Origin of the sequence: Pantoea latae (assembly GCF_002077695.1) — a bacterium.
Classification (GTDB): Bacteria; Pseudomonadota; Gammaproteobacteria; order Enterobacterales; family Enterobacteriaceae; genus Pantoea; species Pantoea latae.
In genome coordinates, this window is the sequence record NZ_MWUE01000019.1 from 1 (window position 1) to 18,261 (window position 18,261).

Genomic DNA, 18,261 nt, shown 5'->3' on the forward strand with positions numbered 1-18,261 from the left:
CTCTAAAAGACAGTATAAAAATAAAAAAGTACAATAATACTATTGTAAAAAAAGAATTTTCTGGCGGCAATGTCATGCTGTTAGCTTTATATGAGAAAAGTGCGCTTCGAAACGATACACAGCTTTTGATCAAGGAAGCCAAAGAGCAGGGTATTTATGTTATTGGTGTCAATACATTAAAACTCAAGCCTGAAAATATCGCATCTAATCTCTTTGATGTTTATATTGAAAAAGATAACTATGGCCGCGATTTCAGCAGTTATCAGACAGGAATGAAATTTATCTTTGATAATAAAATTGATGAAAGGTGCGAAAGGCTGCTAATTATAAACGATAGTGTATTTTTTTCAATCAGAGGCTTAAAAGAATTTCTTTATCAGTTGTTTAATAGTAAAACTGAAGTTTTAGGAGCAACTGAGAATAGCCAGCACTCCCATCATCTAGGTTCTTTTTGTATTTCAGTATGCGGAGATATAGTCAGGAACCAACGATTTGAGGAATATTGGAAAAAATACAAATTATCTAATGTTCGTCCACTTGTTATCAAGAGAGGTGAGTTTGCACTCAGTAAACTGTTAAAATCATTAGTAAGCTCAGAACAACAATTCAAATCTCTTTACAATATCTCTTTTATTGAAAAGAAACTCAAGACAGATGAAGATTTTTTTAACAACTATTACTACTATCGTCGAGAAGGTGAGCGCGCCTGGTATAACCAGACGATTACTTCACTATTCAAAAATGATGAAGTGCTTAACTCTTATTTTCGTAACTTTGTGAAAGATGAGAAAAGTAAAAAACATGAAATAAAAATGCAGTCAATTATCAGCAGTGGTGGAAGTTTTCCAACCAGTATTTATGATCCAGAGAACAAAGAAGAAAAAGAAGATCAAAAAATAGATTATCTCGAGTTGATAAGATTTTTGACGCGGGAGAACATTGAAAGTAATAAACATCTCAAGCAGTTAAAACATCGTTTAATTGCTCTTTACCTTGATGAGTTTACTCTTGGTTCACAAATTCATATCAACTGCCTTGCTTTGCATCACTGTGGATTGCCAATCATCAAACTTGATTTGCTGTTTAGATGTGTATGTAATATTAGTGATATAATTAAGCTTAGAGATCAGCTTGATGAATCGCAACGTGAAGAATTTATGACTTTAATGACGTCACGTTTGTGTGGCGACAGATTTCTTGTTGGGCTTGATCGCTTGGCTTATCAACATGGTATATTGTAATGAAATTTCTTAAAAACTCTCCAGGGATGGAAGATCTTCTTTCTGCCTTAAAGAACTATCATATTATTCAAGTAATGGGCGGACAAGACATCCGCATGAGATATAAAAGGTCTAAAATGGGTCCATTTTGGATAACCATTAGCATGGCTGTTATGATAACTACTATGGGGCTAGTTTTTGGTAATCTCTTCAAAACGAATGTTAAGGAGTTCCTTCCTTTCTTGACTTTGGGATTAATCATCTGGACCTTTATGCTAAGTAGTATTAGTGAAGGGTGCGACGCATTAATTTCGTCAGAAGGAATAATAAAGCAACTTCCCGTTCCTCTTCACATACATATCTTGCGCGTTGTATGGAAGAATTTTATTATATTTATGCATAATATTGTTATTTTCCCATTGGTCATGTTGGCTGTAGGAAAAGGATTGAATTGGTATGCATTATTAGCTATTCCTGGATTTATTTTATTGGCTATCAATCTGTCATGGTTACTGGTCGTGTTGTCATTAATTTGTGCTAGATTTCGCGATATGACACAGATTGTATTGAGTATAATGCAAGTTATCTTTTATCTTACGCCTGTAATCTGGTTACCCAAGCTTTTAACGCACCGAACTGGCGAGCTATTGCTGAATCTGAATCCTTTTTATCACCTCATTGATCTTGTGCGCACTCCTTTGCTAGGGGAGGTGCCTATGGTTTCGAGTTACTATACCGCTATGGTGATGGGAATACTTGGTGTCATGTTCTCAACGTTTATGTTGAGCAAGTATAAGTATCGTGTGCCTTATTGGGTTTAGGAAATCATATGGCTATCATAAAATTTGAAAATGTTGGGATAGAATTTCCAATATATAACGCTGCAGCACGATCAATAAAAAAAGGTTTTATCAATTTTGCTACAGGTGGAAAAGTTGGTGAGCAAAATGGACGCGTAGTTGTCTCTGCACTAAATAACCTTAATTTTGAAATTAAGGATGGAGAAAGAGTTGGTCTAATCGGTCATAATGGAGCAGGTAAAACCACGCTTTTACGCATGTTTAGCCGTGTGTATCATCCTACAACAGGTAATGCAACTATTAAAGGTGAAATTGGTTCTTTAATTTCAATTTCATTGGGGATTAATCCCGAGTTTACAGGTCGTGAAAATATTTATATTCGAGGTGCGCTTTTAGGTCTTAGAAAGAAAGAGATAAATAATAAAATAGAAGAAATCATTTCTTTTACAGATTTGGGCGACTTTATTGACATGCCAGTTCGTACTTACTCTTCTGGTATGCAAATGCGTCTTGGTTTTAGTGTCTCTACAATTTTTACGCCAGAGATTCTTTTAATGGACGAGTGGCTCTCTGTAGGAGATGAAGGGTTTAAAGAAAAGGCTGAAAGCCGTCTTAATAGTATAATCAGTTCAACCAAAATATTGATACTTGCAAGCCATAGCCGTGCTCTTTTGCAAAAAACGTGCACTCGTATTCTTTGGCTAGAACACGGTACAGTTAAAATGGATGGTAAACCAGACGACATTTTACCTCTTTATTTCAAGCAACCTGCAAAAAAAGAAGATTTATCTGATTTGAGCAATCAATAGGCAAATCAGTGCCATCGTCTAACTGCAATCGCATCAATCACTACCTTTTATCTCATTTCGTGAGTTAACATGTTTGCCACATTGATTCGCCTGACTTTTCTCAGGCGATTGATCTTCAGACAGGAGTAAAAAATGTCCAAGCAACAGATCGGCGTTGTAGGTATGGCCGTTATGGGCCGTAACCTGGCTCTCAACATTGAAAGCCGTGGTTATACCGTCTCTATCTTCAACCGTTCACGCGAAAAGACTGATGAAGTCATCGCTGAAAACCAGGGCAAGAAACTCGCGCCTTACTACACCATCGAAGAGTTCGTCGACTCGCTGGAAAAACCGCGCCGTATCCTGCTGATGGTTCAGGCGGGCGAAGCAACTGACAAAACTATCGCTTCCCTGACTCCGCATCTCGACAAAGGCGACATCCTGATCGACGGCGGTAACACCTTCTATAAAGACACCATCCGTCGTAACAAAGAGCTGTCTGAGCAGGGCTTTAACTTCATCGGTACCGGTGTTTCCGGTGGTGAAGAGGGCGCATTGAAAGGCCCATCAATCATGCCTGGCGGTCAGAAAGAAGCCTACGAGCTGGTTGCCCCAATTCTGGACAAAATCGCCGCACGTGCGGAAGATGGCGAAGCCTGCGTGACCTACATCGGTCCGGACGGCGCCGGTCACTATGTGAAGATGGTGCACAACGGCATCGAATATGGCGATATGCAGCTGATCGCTGAAGCCTACGCCCTGCTGAAAGGCGCGCTGGGTCTGAGCAATGAAGAGCTGGCCAAAACCTTCACCGAGTGGAACAACGGCGAGCTGAGCAGCTACCTGATCGACATCACCAAGGATATCTTCACCAAGAAAGATGAAGAGGGTAACTACCTGGTTGACGTGATTCTGGATGAAGCGGCTAACAAAGGCACCGGTAAATGGACCAGCCAGAGTTCACTGGATCTCGGCGAGCCGCTGTCACTGATTACTGAATCTGTATTTGCTCGCTACCTCTCTTCTCTGAAGACGCAGCGCGTTGCAGCCTCTAAAGTGCTGAGCGGACCGCAGGCGCAGGCCTTCACCGGCGACAAAGCAGAATTCGTAGAGAAAGTGCGTCGTGCGCTCTACCTGGGAAAAATCGTTTCCTACGCGCAGGGCTTCTCACAGCTGCGTGCGGCTTCCGAGCAGTACAACTGGGATCTGCACTACGGTGAAATTGCTAAAATTTTCCGTGCTGGCTGCATCATCCGTGCCCAGTTCCTGCAGAAAATTACCGATGCCTACGCCGAAAACGCTAACATCGCTAACCTGCTGCTGGCACCGTACTTCAAGAATATCGCTGACGAATATCAGCAGGCGCTGCGCGATGTGGTTGCCTACGCTGTGCAGAACGGTATCCCGACGCCGACCTTCTCTGCCGCTATCGCATACTACGACAGCTACCGTTCAGAAGTGCTGCCTGCCAACCTGATTCAGGCACAGCGCGACTATTTCGGCGCGCATACTTACAAGCGCATCGATAAAGACGGTGTGTTTCACACCGAATGGCTGGACTAACATTAAAAAGGCTTCCGTCAGGAAGCCTTTTTTTACCCCACCAGCAAATCCCCGCTCCTCACCTCATCTTCCCCCGCCAGCCTGATCACCAGCATGCCCGCCGTGGCGAACTTCGCCCAGTGCCGCGCATAGAGCACGCCGCCATACTCCGCCACCAGCGGTGTCACAAAGTCCGTCACCGGATCCACCACCTCAGCCACTACTTCGCCCGGACGGATATGCGCGCCCAGCTTCTTGCGATGCAGAATCAGCCCGGAAACCGGCGAGTGAATATACTCACAGCCCGCCAGTGGCGTCGCAGGGTGCTTAAGGGCAGGGGAGACCGCGCCGGCGCCTTCGGTATGACGCTGCTTAATCACGCTCATCTCTTCCGGCATATCCACCGCCTCCAGCGCGCTCGCCGCAGCGCTGCTCTCCGCCATGCCTGCGATATCCTCGGCGTTAGCTGTGACCAGCGCCAGCTCGTCGCCGCCAATCACCGGCGCGGCCACTTCCACCGACACCGACGGGTTCTCCGCGGCGATATAGCCGCTTTCGCGCAGCGCGCTGATGATCGCATCCGCATCCTGCTCCGCCTGATCGGGATCGACATCGCGCAGTCCGCGCAGCTCCAGCGTCACCGGCAGCAGCCCGCGCGGCATCGGGTATTTGTCGCCAAAGCGCTCAGCCAGCGTCAGCCAGGGTTCGCAGCAGGCTTCATCGAACGGCTCGCCACCGGAAATCTGCGCCAGCAGCTGCACTTCGCTACCCAGCCAGCGCGCCAGCGGCTCGATATCGGGCCAGGCGTGCGGCGTGGTGTAGAGATGAGGCAATGCTTCCCAGTCGCAGTGCAAATCAATCATCAGATCCGCCTGACTCGCCATGCGCATCAGGGTAAAGCGCTGCGCCTCCAGCTCGGTTTTGGCGATCACATCGCGATAGTGACGATCAATCGCGTCGCGGATCAGCCGCTTGTTGTCGCCTTCGTTCGGCGTCAACGAACTGGCCAGCTCCGCCGCCAGCTTCTCGCCCAGCGCAGGAAAGCGGCGGTTAAAGTCCTGGCCCGACTCGCTGTGGAAGCGTCCGAGATGCGTGCCGTGCCAGTGCTGGCTCAGCGCCAGCGGGTTGGCCACCGGCACCAGGGTAAAGCCGGCGCGCAGCCTGCCAGCGGACTCCAGCGCCATCAGTTTCTGCTTCAGAAACCAGGCAACCGCCATGCCGGGGATTTCGTCGCCGTGCAGGGAGGCCTGAATATAAACCTGTTTATATTTCTCTTCGCCGAAGTGGAAGCTGACGATTTCGCGCTGAGTGCCCAGCGAGGCGCTGATAAGAGGATGATGTTGTTGATGCATGGGGCGCTGATTGTCCTGTCATTTAAGAGGGGGCGCGGGTCGCACCCCGGAAATGAAGAAAAGTATAGTGCCGAATCAAAGCGGGCGACCACTCGGGCCGCCTCGGGGTTACTGCTTGATGGAGATGTCAGTCGCGAAATACTGCTTCTGAATCTTGTCGAAGGTGCCATTCTTTTTGATTTCGGCGAAGGCGTTATCCAGCGCGGTTTTCAGCTCGGCGTCGCCTTTACGCAGGCCGATGGCGGTGCCGGGGCCAATAATCGGATCCTGCACAATTGGGCCAGCCAGCTCGAAATCTTTGCCCTGCGGATGCTTCAGAAAGCCGATTGCCGCCTGCGCCGCATCGGTGAACACCGCATCGAGACGGCCGGACACCAGGTCGCTCTCTACCTGCGCCTGATCGCCATAAGGCACCACGTTCACGCCGAACGGCTGCCATTTGGCGCGCGCGTAGCGCTCCTGCACCGTGCCTTGCTCCACGCCGACGGTTTTGCCTTTCAGCGACTCGGCGGTCGGCAGCAGGCCAGAGCCTTTACGCGCAATCAGCTGCGTATGGGTGTCATAGAGCGGCACGGTGAAGTCGATCTGCTTCAGGCGCTCTTCGGTGATGCCCATATCTGACAGGATCGCGTCGAACTTGCGCGCCTTCAGCGCCGGGATCATGCCGTCGAACTGGCTTTCCACCCAGACGCACTTCGCCTGCATCTGCTGGCAGAGCGCGTTGCCCAGATCGATATCGAAACCGACCAGCTTGCCCTGCGGGGTTTTGGACTCAAACGGCGGATAGGTAGGATCGACCGCGAAGCGGACCTGTTCAATTTTTGCCTGCGCGCCAAAGGCGCAGCCTGCCAGCACGGCGGTCATCAGCGCCGCGCGCAGACGGGAGAAACCAGGAGTAGCCATAATCTCTTCTTTTATCGTGATGTTGAATTAAGCAGAGTACCTGCCTGCCACCACGATGACAATTACTGGATTATTTTCACTACGTTAGCATTACAGAGGCGGCGATAATCTTCCGTGTGCAAAACCATCGACAAATCCAGCCGTCCGGCGTTGAAGGCGATCTCATCAAAGCGCGCAAACAGCAGCGGATCGACCACCAGCCGGAGATCGGGATGAAACGAGAAGGGCGGAATGGCGCCAAACACGCAGCCGGTCAGCATATCCACTTCCGCCGGGCTGGCGAGCGAGGCGCGGCGACCGCCGACCGCTTGCGCCACGCGCGCTAAATCCGCCTGCTGGTCAGCGGGCAACACCGCCAGCACATGCTGTTTCACGCCGTTGCCTTTAACGTGGCACACCAGCGCCTTCGCGCCCTGGCCCAGCGCCGTGCCGCGCAGCGCCGCCACCGCTTCGCATTTGCCGGTCGCTTCATGCGGCATCAGCCGATAGCGCGCCTGATGCTGATCCAGCAGGGCGATCAGTTTGTCATGGGTGGTCATAGCCGGGTCCTGAAAATGAGAAGTATGTTGCTCAATATTCGCGTCACCTGCCGATATTGAGCAACATAGTGCACCGCTACTTATGGCGCGCGCGCAGGTTATTGATGATGGCGCTGAGGTCGAGATCCTGATCCTGCAGCAGTACCAGCAGGTGATAGAGCAAATCAGAAGCCTCGTTGGTCAGCTCATGACGATCGTTGACCGTTGCCGCCAGCGCGGTCTCAACGCCTTCTTCGCCCACCTTCTGCGCGATGCGCTTGGTGCCGCTGGCATAGAGCTGCGCGGTGTAGGAACTGGCGGGATCGGCGCTTTTGCGCGACGCCAGCAGCTGCTCCAGCTGATGCAGAAACACCCAGTCGGGCGCGGCGGGCGAAAAGCAGCTTGAGGTGCCGCGATGGCAGGTCGGCCCAATGGGATCGGCCAGCACCAGCAGCGTGTCATTGTCGCAGTCCGGCGTGATGCTGACGACGCGCAGAAAGTGGCCGGAGGTCTCGCCTTTGGTCCAGAGACGCTGTTTGGTGCGTGAGAAAAAGGTGACGTTGCCTTCGCTGCAGGTTTTCGCCAGCGCCGCCTGATCCATATAGCCGTGCATCAGCACTTCGCCAGAAACGCTGTGCTGCACGATAACGGGCATCATGCCCTCGGTTTTGACCCAGTCAAGCTGGGCCAGTTGCTCACTAGTTAACACGCGCGAATCTCCACTCCGTTCTCTTTCAGAAAGCTTTTCAGCTCGCCGATATTGATAATTTGCTTATGGAACACCGAGGCGGCCAGCGCACCGTCGACGTTCGCCTGCTCAAAGGCGTCGAGGAAGTGCTGCATCGTGCCTGCGCCGCCGGAGGCGATCAGCGGCACCTTGCACACCTCACGCACTTTTTGCAGCTGCACCAGGTCGTAGCCGTTGCGCACGCCATCCTGATTCATCATATTCAGCACGATCTCCCCTGCGCCGCGCTTCTGCACCTCCTGCACCCACTCTAAGGTTTCCCACTGGGTGACGCGGGTGCGCGCTTCGTCGCCGGTGTACTGGTTAACGTGATATTTGCCGCTCGCCTCGTCGAACCAGGTGTCGATGCCCACCACGATGCACTGCACGCCAAAGCGATCCGCCAGGCGGGTGATCAGCTCGGGATCGGCCAGCGCCGGCGAGTTGACGGAGATTTTATCGGCGCCGAACTCCAGAATGCGCGCCGCGTCCTCTTCGCTTTTGATGCCGCCCGCCACGCAGAAGGGAATGTCGATCACCTCCGCCACGCGCGACACCCAGCTTTTGTCGACCACGCGGCCGTCGCTGGAGGCGGTGATATCGTAGAACACCAGCTCGTCCGCGCCTTCCTGCGCGTAGCGCTGCGCCAGCGGCACGATGTCGCCGATGATCTCGTGATTGCGGAACTGCACGCCCTTGACGACCTGTCCGTCGCGCACGTCAAGACAGGGGATTATGCGTTTTGCCAGCATGCGATAGCCTCCGAAACCGTGAATTTACCTTCGAGCAGCGCGCGTCCGACGATCACGCCTTGTACGCCGCTGTCGCGCAGCGCCGCGATATCCTCAATATTGCCAATGCCGCCGGAGGACTGAAACGCAATCTCGGGATAGCGCGCGGTCACTTCCTTATAGAGCGCGACGTTGGAGCCGCTCAGGGTGCCGTCGCGTGAAATATCGGTGCAGAGCACGTGCTTCAGGCCCACCGGCGCAAACTGCGCGATCACCTCTTCCAGCGTGACGCCGGCCGCTTCCTGCCAGCCGCTGATGGCGATCTCTTTGCGGTTCGCCGCGTCGATGCGCACATCCAGCGCCAGCACGATCGCCTCGGCGCCGAACTCGCTGAACCATTTTTTCACCTCATCCGGCGCTTTTACCGCCGTCGAGCCGACCACCACGCGGCTGGCGCCGGCGTCGAGCAGCGCTTTCACGTCGTCGCGCGTGCGGATGCCGCCGCCAACCTGCACGATCGCCTCAACGCCGTTAAGCAGCGTTTTCAGCAGCGGGATCTGGCGCTTTGCCGGATCCTTCGCGCCGGTCAGGTCCACGAGGTGCAGCACCGTCGCGCCCTGGCTGGCGTAATCCTGCAGGCGCGGCAGCGGATCGCTGCCGTAGTCGCGCTGCTGGCCGTAGTCGCCCTGATGCAGGCGCACCACTTTGCCGTCAATCAAATCTAACGCGGGGATAATCATCACATCTCCAGGAAGTTTTTCAGCAGCTGCGCGCCCGCTTTGCCGGAGCGCTCAGGGTGGAACTGCACGCCGAAGAAGTTATCTTTCTGCACTGCCGCGGTGAAGGGCTGGCCGTAATCGCACTGGGCGATGGTGCTGGCGTTGACCGGCATGGCGTAGCTGTGCACGAAGTAGAAGTAGCTCTCTTCGTCGATGCCGCGAAACAGATGGTTGCCCGCCTGGGCGGTGATCTGGTTCCAGCCCATATGCGGCAGCGGCAGGCCGCGCGTCTCCATCAGCCCGCATTCGGCGTCGATAATGTTGAGGGTGCTGACGCCGCCGTTCTCCTCGCTGCTGCTGCCGAGCAGCTGCATGCCGAGGCAGATGCCGAGCACCGGCTGGGTGCAGGCTTTGATCAGGTCAACCAGATCGCGCTCTTCCAGCTGGTTCATCGCCGCGCGCGCGGTGCCGACGCCCGGCAAGAACAGCTTGTCGGCGCGCAGCACCACGTCAGGATCGCGGCTGACGTCGGGCGTGTAGCCGAGGCGCTCAACCGCCCATTTCACCGACGAGAGGTTGGCGCAGCCGGTATCGAGGATCACCACGTTCATTCACAGCACTCCTTTCGAGCTGGGCAGGGTGTTGCCCTCAACGCGGATCGCCTGGCGCAGCGTGCGGCCAAAGGCCTTAAACAGGCTCTCCACGCGGTGATGATCGTTTTTGCCTTTGGTTTTCAGGTGCAGGGTGCTCATCATGGCGTAGGAGAGCGAGCTGAAGAAGTGCTCTACCATCTCGGTGCTCATGTCGCCGACGCGCTGATAGTTGAACTCCGCCTTGAATTCGAGGTGCGGACGGCCGGAAATATCGAGCGCGCAGCGCGCCAGGCACTCATCCATCGGCAGCACGAAGCCGAAGCGGCCGATGCCGCGCTTGTCGCCCAGCGCCTTCAGCAGCGCCTCGCCGAGCGCCAGCCCGGTGTCTTCGATGGTGTGGTGATCGTCGATATAGAGATCGCCTTTCACCTCGATGTTCATGCGGAAGCCGCCGTGCACCGCGATCTGGTCCAGCATATGGTCAAAGAAGCCGACGCCGGTGTTGATTTTGCTGTTGCCTTCGCGGTCCAGCCACACCTCGACCTGAATCTGCGTCTCTTTGGTGTTGCGGTTGACCAGCGCATGGCGATCGCGTTTGGTCAGGCGCGCCTGAATCGCGTTCCAGTCTTCGCCTTCGCGGCCGAAGCGGATGCCCTGGATCCCCATATTCTGCGCCAGCTGAATATCGGTCAGCCGGTCGCCGATCACATAGCTGTTCGCCACGTCGATGGCGCCCTGCGCCAGCCACGCCTCGACCATTTTGGTCTTCGGCTTGCGGCAGTCGCAGTTATCTTCCGGCTTGTGCGGGCAGATCAGCACGTCGTCAAAATGGATCCCCTGCGAGGTGAACACCTGCATCATCAGGTTTTGCGGGCCGTCGAAATCCGCCTGCGGGAAGCTGCTGGTGCCCAGCCCATCCTGGTTGGTGATCATCACCAGCCGGTAGCCGGCGTTTTGCAGCGCCAGCAGCGCCGGAATAACGTTGGCTTCAAACGCCAGCTTCTCCAGGCGATCCACCTGAAAATCTTCAGGCGGCTCGGCGATAAGGGTGCCGTCGCGATCGATAAAAAGGGTCTTCTGACTCATGCTCTCTCCACAGATAAAGCCTGTAACGCGGCGATCAGGCGCTCGCACTCTTCACGCGTGCCGATTGAGATGCGCAGGCATCCCGCAAGGCCCGGATTTTTGTTCTGGTCGCGCAGAATAATGCCCTGTTCCCACAGGGATTTAAACACCGCAGGCGAATCAGTAAAGCGCGCCAGAATATAGTTGGTTTCACTTGGGAAGACCTGCTGCACCAGGCTGAGCTGGGGCAGCTGCTGCAGCAGCCAGGCGCGGCTGGCGTTCAGCTCGGCGACGTGCTGCTGCATCAGCGCGATGCCCTGATCGCTCAGCGCCTGACCGGCAACGTCGGCGACCGGCGTCGCCAGCGGATAGGGCGCGATCACCTTCATCAGCAGATCGATGACGGGCTTATTCGCCAGCGTAAAGCCGCAGCGCAGGCCGGCCAGCGCAAACGCCTTCGACAGCGTGCGCAGGATCACCAGATGCGGATACGTTTTCAGCCAGCCGCTCAGCGTCGCCTGCGGACAGAATTCAATATAGGCCTCATCCGCCACCACCAGCGCTTTTCCGGCAGTCATTTCAAGCAGCGTGCGGATATCGTCCGGGTCGATCAGGTTGCCGGTCGGGTTGTTAGGGCTGCACATATAGACCACTTTCACGCCGTCGAGCTGCCCGGCGATAGCGGGCAGGTTGAGCTGCCAGTTCTCCAGCGCGGGCACGGTGCGGTATTCAATGCCGATGGTTTCGGCGCTGACGCTGTACATGCCGTAGGTTGGCGGGCAGAACAGAATGGCGTCTTTGCCCGGCTCGCAGAAGGCGCGCATCACCAGCTCAATGCCCTCGTCGGCGCCGCGGCTCACCAGCACCTGCTCCGGCTGCAGCCCGGCGTAGGCGGCGTAGCGCTCAATCACGATCTTCGGCTGGCACTCCGGGTAGCGGTTCAGCGTCTGCTGCGACAGCTCAAAGGGCACCGGCAGCGGAAATTCGTTGGCGTTAAGCCAGACGTCGCCGTTGCCGCCGAGGCGGCGCGCAGACTGGTAGGGCGTCAGGGCGCGCACGTTGTCGCGCGCCAGCTCTTCAATATTCCGGCTCATGCCTGCTCCTTGTTCAGCGCGGCGACGCGCAGGGTAACGGCGTTTTTGTGGGCCTCCAGCTGCTCGGCGGCGGCCAGCGTCTCAATGGTGGCGGCGAGGTTGAGGAAGCCCTGCGGCGTCAGCTCCTGCACCGTCATGCGCTTCTGAAAATCGGCGAGGCCGAGGCTGGAGCTGGTGGCGGTGTAGCCGTAGGTCGGCAGCACATGGTTGGTGCCGGAGGCGTAATCGCCCGCCGACTCTGGCGACCAGTCGCCGAGGAACACCGAACCGGCGCTGGTGATCGCCTCGACCAGATCGCGCGGCTGGCGCGTCTGAATAATCAGGTGCTCCGGGCCGTACTGGTTGGAGATTGCCACGCACGCCTCCAGGTCGCGCGCCACAATCAGGCGGCTGCTTGCCAGCGCCTGACGGGCGGTGGCGGCGCGCGGCAGCGCCTGCAGCTGCGTCTCTACCGCCTCCGCGACCTGCTGCGCCAGCGCCAGCGACGGCGTCAGCAGGATCACCTGGGAGTCGGGGCCGTGCTCCGCCTGCGACAGCAGATCGGAGGCGACAAAAGCGGGCGTCGCGCCCTCGTCGGCGATCACCAGCACTTCCGACGGACCGGCGGGCATATCGATCGCCGCACCGTCGAGGCGCTGGCTCACCTGGCGCTTCGCCTCGGTGACATACGCGTTGCCCGGTCCAAAGATCTTGTCGACCTTCGGCACGCTCTCGGTGCCGAAGGCGAGGGCGGCGATCGCCTGCGCGCCGCCGACCTGAAACACCTCTTCGACGCCGCACAGCTGCGCCGCATAGAGGATCTCGTCGGCGATGGGCGGCGGCGAGCAGAGCGCCACACGGCCGCAGCCGGCGATGCGCGCCGGGGTGGCCAGCATCAGCACGGTGGAGAAGAGCGGGGCGGAGCCGCCGGGAATATAGAGGCCGACCGACCGCACCGGCCGGGTGATCTGCTGGCAGCGCACGCCGGGCTGGGTTTCAACGTCCACGGTCGCCAGCTGCTGCGCGTTGTGGAAGGTTTCGATATTGGCGACGGCGACGGCCATCGCCTGTTTCAGCTCGTCGCTCAGCCGCGCGCCGGCGGCGGCGATCTGCTCGGGCGTCACGCGCAGCGCCTCTACCTGCGCCTTGTCGAAGCGCGCGCTGAACGCACGCAGCGCCGCGTCGCCGTTACTTTTCACCTGGTCCAGCACCTCGCGCACCGTGGCGCTAATCGCCTCGGAGGCGGCGATGGCCGGACGCTGCAGCAGCGCCTGCTGCTGCTCCTCGCTGCACTGCTGCCACTCGACGGGGGTCATAAAGGCCATGATTTACTCCATCATCTTTTCAATAGGCAGCACCAGAATCGAGCTGGCGCCCAGCGCTTTCAGCTTTTCCATGGTTTCCCAGAACAGGGTTTCGCTGCTCACCATGTGCATCGCCACGCGGCTCTGATCGCCCGCCAGCGGCAGCACGGTCGGACGCTCGGCGCCCGGCAGCAGCTGGATCACCTCTTCCAGACGCTCGCTCGGCGCGTGCATCATGATGTATTTCGATTCGCGCGCTTTGATGACGCCCTGAATGCGGGTCATCAGCTTGTCGATCAGCTCCTGCTTCTCCGCTGCCATCTCGCCGTCGCGCTGGATCAGCACCGCTTTAGAGCGGTAGATCACTTCCACTTCGCGCAGGCCATTGGCTTCCAGCGTGGCGCCGGTGGAGACCAGGTCGCAAATCGCGTCTGCCAGGCCGGCGCGCGGCGCCACTTCCACCGAGCCGTTCAGCATGCAGGGTTTGAAGTTAAGGCCTTTTTTGTCGAGGTACTGTTTCAGCAGGTGAGGATAGGAGGTGGCGATGCGGGCGTTATTCAGACACTGCGGGCCGCTGTACGCTTCATCCACCGGCATCGCCAGCGACAGGCGGCAGCCGCCGAAGTCCAGGCGACGCAGGGTGAAGTAGCGCGGATCTTCGCCCTGGGCGCGGCGCGTCAGCAGCTCCTCTTCCAGCACGTTCTCGCCGATAATGCCGAGATCGACCACGCCATCCATCACCAGGCCGGGAATATCGTCATCGCGAACGCGCAGAATATCGATCGGCATGTTTTCTGCGAAGGCGATCAGGCGCTGTTGCTGCAGGTTGATTTTAATGCCGCAGCGCGCCAGCAGCTCGCGTGAGTCATCGCTTAAACGGCCAGATTTCTGCATAGCTATGCGAATTCGTTTGTTATCTAACATCATTCCCGTCCTCTGTTTTCATTCCTGTCTGAAAAAAAGTGGTGCGCCAGCCCATAAAAAAACCCCCGGAAGACGATCTTCCGGGGGTTCTCTTTGCGTTCGCACCACTGGAAGATCTGAATGTCTCCCAGCACACATCGCCTGAAAGACTAGTCAGGGTGATGGTGATGATGATGGTTGAACTGAACGCGTGTCATAGTAAATTCCGTTGCTGAATGGGTATTCATTTGCGTGCTGATTAACCTAGCGAAGATAACGCCGATGCGCAACCCTTTTTTAACCTTTGCGGTTCGGCCGCGCGGCGCACTAAGATGAACAGCAGTGAAGCAAGCGCAGGAGAGAAGATGAAAAAGGTTGCCATTATCGGTCTGGGATGGCTCGGCATGCCGCTGGCGCTGGGGTTAACCGCGCGCGGCTGGCAGGTCACCGGCAGCAAAACCACGCTGGACGGCGTCGAGGCGGCGCGGCGCTGCGGCATCGACGCGGTGCCGCTGCGGCTGACGCCGGAAATCGAGTGCGACGCCGGGGATCTCGAGCTGCTGCTGAATGTCGACGCGCTGGTGGTGACCCTGCCCGCCAGCCGCACGGCGGAGGGAGGCGCAAGCTATATGCAGGCGGTGCAGAACGTGGTGGACAGCGCGCTGGCGAAGCAGGTGCCGCGCATTATTTTCACCAGCTCCACCTCGGTCTACGGCAGCGGCAACGGCGTGATGAAAGAGAACAGCGCGCTGCAGCCGGAAACCGTGGCGGGCAAGACGCTGGCGGAACTGGAAAGCTGGCTGCACGATCTGCCGGGTACCCAGGTAGATATTTTGCGCCTGGCGGGGCTGGTGGGGCCGAGCCGTCATCCCGGCCGCTTCCTGGCGGGAAAAACCGGCCTGACCCACGGCGCGCACGGCGTCAATCTGGTGCATCTGGATGATGTGGTCAGCGCCATCACGCTGCTACTGCAGACGCCGAAAGGTGGCCGGACTTATAACCTGTGCGCGCAGCAGCATCCGTCGCGCGACGCCTTCTATCCCGCCGTTTCGCGCCAGCTCGGCCTGACGCCGCCGACGTTTCTACCCGATGAAGCGGGCGAGCGCGGCAAGCTGATAGACGGCTCGCGCATCTGCAGCGAGCTGGGATTTGAATACCGCTACGACGATCCGGCGAAGATGCCGCTGGAGTAAGGTCTACACGCCGAGCCGGTCGCGCAGCGCATACCAGGCGGCACCCATCGCGGTGAGCGGCACCTTAAAGCGCCGTCCGCCGGGGAAGGGCAGATGCGGCAGCTTCGCAAAGGCGTCGAAGCGCTCCGCATCGCCGCGCAGCGCTTCGCAGATCAGCTTGCCGGCCAGATGGGTGCAGGTGACGCCGTGGCCGCTGTCGCCCTGCATAAAGTAGACGTTATGCTCCAGCCGGCCGAACTGCGGCAGCCGTGACAGCGTCAGCAGAAAGTTGCCGCTCCAGCGGTAGCTAAAGGCGAGATCGCGCAGCTGCGGGAAGGTGCGCAGCAGTTTAGGGCGGATCAATGCCTCGATATCGCCGGGATCGCGCGCGCCGTAGACCACGCCGCCGCCGTAGAGCAGCCGGTTGTCCGCCGTGAGCCGGAAGTAGTCCAGCAGATAGTTGCAGTCCTCGACGGCGTGATTGTTCGGCAGCAGCGCCAGCGCCTGATCGCGGCTCAGCGGCTCGCTGGTGAGGATCTGCGAGCCGCACGCCATGCTGTTGCGCGCCAGGCGCGGCTCCAGCTGTGAGGGCAGGTAGGCGTTGCCGGCGAAAATCACAAAGGTGGCGCTCACCTCGCCGTGGGCGGTTTTCACCCGATTCGGCGCGCCGTAGGTCAGCGCCGTCGCGGCGGAGCGTTCATAGATGCGCCCGCCGTGGCGGCGAATCGCCTCGGCTTCTCCCAGCGCCAGATTAAGCGGATGCAGATGGCCGCCGCGCCGGTCCAGCAGGCCGCCGACGTAGCGATCCGTGGCGATCTCGCGCCGGATGCCGCGCTCGTCCAGCAGCTCCAGTTCCTGATTACCATACTTTTCCCACAGCCGCTGCTGGCGGCGCAGGTGATTCATCTGGCGCGGGTTGAGCGCGGCGAAAATATTGCCGGGCCGATAGTCGCAGGCGATGGCGTAGCGGTCGATGCGGTCGCGAATAATATCGGCACCCTCGAACATCATGCTGCCGAGCATGCGCGCGCTCTCTTTGCCGTAGCGCTGTTCAATCACGTCCACGTCGCGGCTGTAGGAGTTGACCACCTGACCGCCGTTGCGGCCGCTGGCGCCGAAGCCCACGCGCGCCGCCTCCAGCACCACCACGTCATAGCCCGCTTCGGTGAGGTAGAGCGCGGCGGAGAGGCCGGTAAAACCGGCGCCGATAATGCAGACGTCGCACTGGATGCTCTCCTGCAGCGTCGGCCAGGGCGCATGGTCGTTGGCGGTCGCCGCGTAGTAGCTTTCAACGTGTTTCATCACAACCTCCTGCATACAGATGCGTCAGAAATTGGCGGGCGTATGAGCGCTGACGATACGGCACGGCTGCGCGGAAAGATTGCTAAAGCTGTGCGGCAGCCCGGTATCGATCACATAACTTTCGCCCGCGTAAAGGTGATAGCTCTGGCCGTTGACCACCAGGGTGATCTCGCCTTCCAGCAGCGTGCCGGTCTCTTCGCCCGGATGACGCAGCTTTTCGCCAGTGCTGGCGCCGGGCTGATAGGTCTCCAGCAGCATGCCGAGCGAGCGCTGCGCCTGCCCGTTGTCCACCAGCTTCAGCGACACGCCCTGGCTGCCGATCTCCACCAGATCCTGCTGTTTGACGATCACCTTCGGCGCGTCGTGGTGTTTCGGCTCGGAGAAAAACTCCGACAGCGACAGCCCGTATACCTTTAACAGCTTCTGCAGCGTGCTCACCGCCGGACTCACCTTGTCCTGTTCGATGGTGCTGATGGCGCTGTGGGTCAAACCTGACAGTTCAGCGGCGCGGCGCTGAGACAATCCCAACTCTTGCCGGATCTGCGATAAGCGTCGTCCGGGCGCCAGAGCGGCATCGTTCATGGTGTTTTTTCCTTGTGATAGTGCTGGGCGGCGTGGATAAACCCCGCGAAAAGCGCGCGCGAGGCGTCGTTATGTTCAGGCTGCCATTCAGGGTGCCACTGCACCGCGAGGGCGAACGGATGGTGGCGCAGGCTGACCGCTTCGATCAGGCCGTCCGGCGCGCGCGCCTCGATGCGCAGCTGTGGCCCCGGCTCGCGGATGCCCTGATGGTGCAGCGAATTAACCGCCAGGGTAGCGTCGCCGCCCAGCAGCGAGGCCAGCAGGCCGTCCGCCTCAGGAAAGACGTCATGCGCCGGCGCGTACTGCTGGTTCAACGGCTGCGTCGCCTCTGGATGATGCGGCAGGCCGCGCTTAAACTGGTCAAGATCGCGCCACAGCGCGCCGCCGTTCGCCACTACCAGTTCCTGCATGCCGCGACAGATGCCGAACAGCGGCATCTTGCGGCTGGTGGCCCAGGTAATGATGGCGAAGGCGAGCCGGTCGCGACCGGGATCGGCGTGCGCCTCGCTGCCCGCTTCGCCGTAATGCCAGGGTTCGATATTGCTCGGGCTGCCGGTCAGCAATACGCCGTCGAGCGCCGCCAGCGCCTGCTCCAGCAGCTGCGGCGCGGCGCAGAGCTGCTGCGGCAGGGCAAGGGGCACGCCGCCCGCCTGGGCGATGGCCGTCAGATATTTGTTATGCACCGACTGGGTGAGATGGCCATGATGGTCGATCTGGCACATCGTGACGCCGATCAACGGCTTGTTAAAAATAATGCCCATCTCACTCCTCGACTCGCTGTTCAAAAAATTCACCGATCGGGCCCGTAACGGGAAAAACTGTGCAATATTTTTTCAATCTAGCAATGCGCTGTTTGTTTCTCAAACAGATTTGTTACATTTGCACACTTTTTCTGTTGGCGCTATGTTAGAGGAGTGGCTGTTATTTTGAGCATTGCGCAAACCAACTAACGGTAGAAGGCGGGTGG

General features: G+C 57.6%; 20 protein-coding genes and 1 other annotated feature. Of the genes, 5 read left to right on the forward strand and 15 right to left on the reverse strand.

Going from position 1 to position 18,261, the window contains the following annotated elements; genetic code table 11:
• The 4 genes from B2J69_RS13175 to gndA all read left to right on the forward strand — a co-directional run.
• Positions 1–1,241: rhamnan synthesis F family protein (locus B2J69_RS13175; protein WP_081139855.1), on the forward strand; the 1,241-nt coding region annotated here is incomplete at its 5' end.
• Positions 1,241–2,041, forward strand: coding sequence for an ABC transporter permease (locus tag B2J69_RS13180; RefSeq protein ID WP_081139857.1), 801 nt, complete (start codon positions 1,241–1,243; stop codon positions 2,039–2,041). The genes B2J69_RS13175 and B2J69_RS13180, both read left to right, overlap by 1 nt.
• Before the next feature lie 8 nt (positions 2,042–2,049).
• Complete coding sequence (locus tag B2J69_RS13185) at positions 2,050–2,829, forward strand: ABC transporter ATP-binding protein (protein WP_081139859.1); 780 nt, start codon at positions 2,050–2,052, stop codon at positions 2,827–2,829.
• A 132-nt stretch (positions 2,830–2,961) separates the two neighbouring features.
• Positions 2,962–4,371, forward strand: a complete 1,410-nt coding sequence (gene gndA, locus B2J69_RS13190) for an NADP-dependent phosphogluconate dehydrogenase (RefSeq protein WP_081139862.1) — start codon at positions 2,962–2,964, stop codon at positions 4,369–4,371.
• A 32-nt stretch (positions 4,372–4,403) separates the two neighbouring features.
• On the opposite strand, the gene B2J69_RS13195 is transcribed toward gndA, so the two are convergent.
• The 12 genes from B2J69_RS13195 to hisL all read right to left on the reverse strand — a co-directional run bounded on the left by B2J69_RS13195 (position 4,404) and on the right by hisL (position 14,456).
• Complete coding sequence (locus tag B2J69_RS13195) at positions 4,404–5,702, reverse strand: succinylglutamate desuccinylase/aspartoacylase family protein (RefSeq protein ID WP_081139864.1); 1,299 nt, start codon at positions 5,700–5,702, stop codon at positions 4,404–4,406.
• Positions 5,703–5,810: 108 nt separating this feature from the next.
• Positions 5,811–6,605: an ABC transporter substrate-binding protein gene (locus tag B2J69_RS13200; RefSeq protein ID WP_081139867.1), complete on the reverse strand. Its 795-nt coding sequence runs from the start codon at positions 6,603–6,605 to the stop codon at positions 5,811–5,813.
• A gap of 62 nt (positions 6,606–6,667) precedes the next feature.
• Positions 6,668–7,144: a YbaK/prolyl-tRNA synthetase associated domain-containing protein gene (locus B2J69_RS13205; RefSeq protein WP_081139870.1), complete on the reverse strand. Its 477-nt coding sequence runs from the start codon at positions 7,142–7,144 to the stop codon at positions 6,668–6,670.
• A gap of 76 nt (positions 7,145–7,220) precedes the next feature.
• Complete coding sequence (hisIE, locus tag B2J69_RS13210; RefSeq protein ID WP_081139874.1) at positions 7,221–7,832, reverse strand: bifunctional phosphoribosyl-AMP cyclohydrolase/phosphoribosyl-ATP diphosphatase HisIE; 612 nt, start codon at positions 7,830–7,832, stop codon at positions 7,221–7,223.
• Complete coding sequence (hisF, locus tag B2J69_RS13215) at positions 7,826–8,602, reverse strand: imidazole glycerol phosphate synthase subunit HisF (RefSeq protein WP_081139877.1); 777 nt, start codon at positions 8,600–8,602, stop codon at positions 7,826–7,828. Before hisF ends, hisIE begins: the two co-directional genes overlap by 7 nt.
• Positions 8,584–9,321, reverse strand: coding sequence for a 1-(5-phosphoribosyl)-5-[(5-phosphoribosylamino)methylideneamino]imidazole-4-carboxamide isomerase (gene hisA / locus B2J69_RS13220; RefSeq protein ID WP_081139879.1), 738 nt, complete (start codon positions 9,319–9,321; stop codon positions 8,584–8,586). Before hisA ends, hisF begins: the two co-directional genes overlap by 19 nt.
• A complete protein-coding gene (hisH, locus tag B2J69_RS13225; protein WP_081139881.1) occupies positions 9,321–9,911 on the reverse strand; it encodes an imidazole glycerol phosphate synthase subunit HisH in 591 nt (196 codons plus the stop codon). The genes hisA and hisH overlap by 1 nt, the downstream gene beginning before the upstream one ends.
• Entirely contained in the window at positions 9,912–10,979 is a 1,068-nt protein-coding gene (hisB, locus tag B2J69_RS13230) for a bifunctional histidinol-phosphatase/imidazoleglycerol-phosphate dehydratase HisB (protein ID WP_081139884.1), read from the reverse strand.
• Positions 10,976–12,052: a histidinol-phosphate transaminase gene (gene hisC / locus B2J69_RS13235; protein ID WP_081139886.1), complete on the reverse strand. Its 1,077-nt coding sequence runs from the start codon at positions 12,050–12,052 to the stop codon at positions 10,976–10,978. The genes hisB and hisC overlap by 4 nt, the downstream gene beginning before the upstream one ends.
• Entirely contained in the window at positions 12,049–13,356 is a 1,308-nt protein-coding gene (gene hisD, locus B2J69_RS13240; protein WP_081139889.1) for a histidinol dehydrogenase, read from the reverse strand. Before hisD ends, hisC begins: the two co-directional genes overlap by 4 nt.
• 3 nt (positions 13,357–13,359) lie before the next feature.
• The gene (gene hisG / locus B2J69_RS13245) at positions 13,360–14,259 is read right to left on the reverse strand and encodes an ATP phosphoribosyltransferase (RefSeq protein WP_081140126.1); all 900 of its coding nucleotides are present in this window, start codon (positions 14,257–14,259) and stop codon (positions 13,360–13,362) included.
• 53 nt (positions 14,260–14,312) lie between these two features.
• Positions 14,313–14,433 (reverse strand) — a sequence feature (His leader region).
• On the reverse strand, positions 14,409–14,456 hold the full coding sequence (gene hisL, locus B2J69_RS23845) for a his operon leader peptide (RefSeq protein ID WP_100396937.1): 48 nt from the start codon (positions 14,454–14,456) through the stop codon (positions 14,409–14,411). It overlaps the preceding feature by 25 nt.
• A 147-nt stretch (positions 14,457–14,603) precedes the next feature.
• Between hisL and B2J69_RS13250 the strand changes: the two genes are divergently transcribed.
• On the forward strand, positions 14,604–15,431 hold the full coding sequence (locus B2J69_RS13250; RefSeq protein ID WP_081139891.1) for an SDR family oxidoreductase: 828 nt from the start codon (positions 14,604–14,606) through the stop codon (positions 15,429–15,431).
• 3 nt (positions 15,432–15,434) lie between these two features.
• Here B2J69_RS13250 and B2J69_RS13255 read toward each other — a convergent pair whose 3' ends face one another.
• From B2J69_RS13255 to puuD, 3 genes are read right to left on the reverse strand one after another with little or no spacing between them, the layout of a single operon-like run.
• Entirely contained in the window at positions 15,435–16,712 is a 1,278-nt protein-coding gene (locus B2J69_RS13255; RefSeq protein WP_081139894.1) for an NAD(P)/FAD-dependent oxidoreductase, read from the reverse strand.
• A gap of 24 nt (positions 16,713–16,736) precedes the next feature.
• On the reverse strand, positions 16,737–17,294 hold the full coding sequence (gene puuR / locus B2J69_RS13260; protein ID WP_081139895.1) for an HTH-type transcriptional regulator PuuR: 558 nt from the start codon (positions 17,292–17,294) through the stop codon (positions 16,737–16,739).
• Entirely contained in the window at positions 17,291–18,055 is a 765-nt protein-coding gene (gene puuD, locus B2J69_RS13265) for a gamma-glutamyl-gamma-aminobutyrate hydrolase (protein ID WP_081139898.1), read from the reverse strand. Before puuD ends, puuR begins: the two co-directional genes overlap by 4 nt.
• Positions 18,056–18,261: the final 206 nt, after the last annotated feature.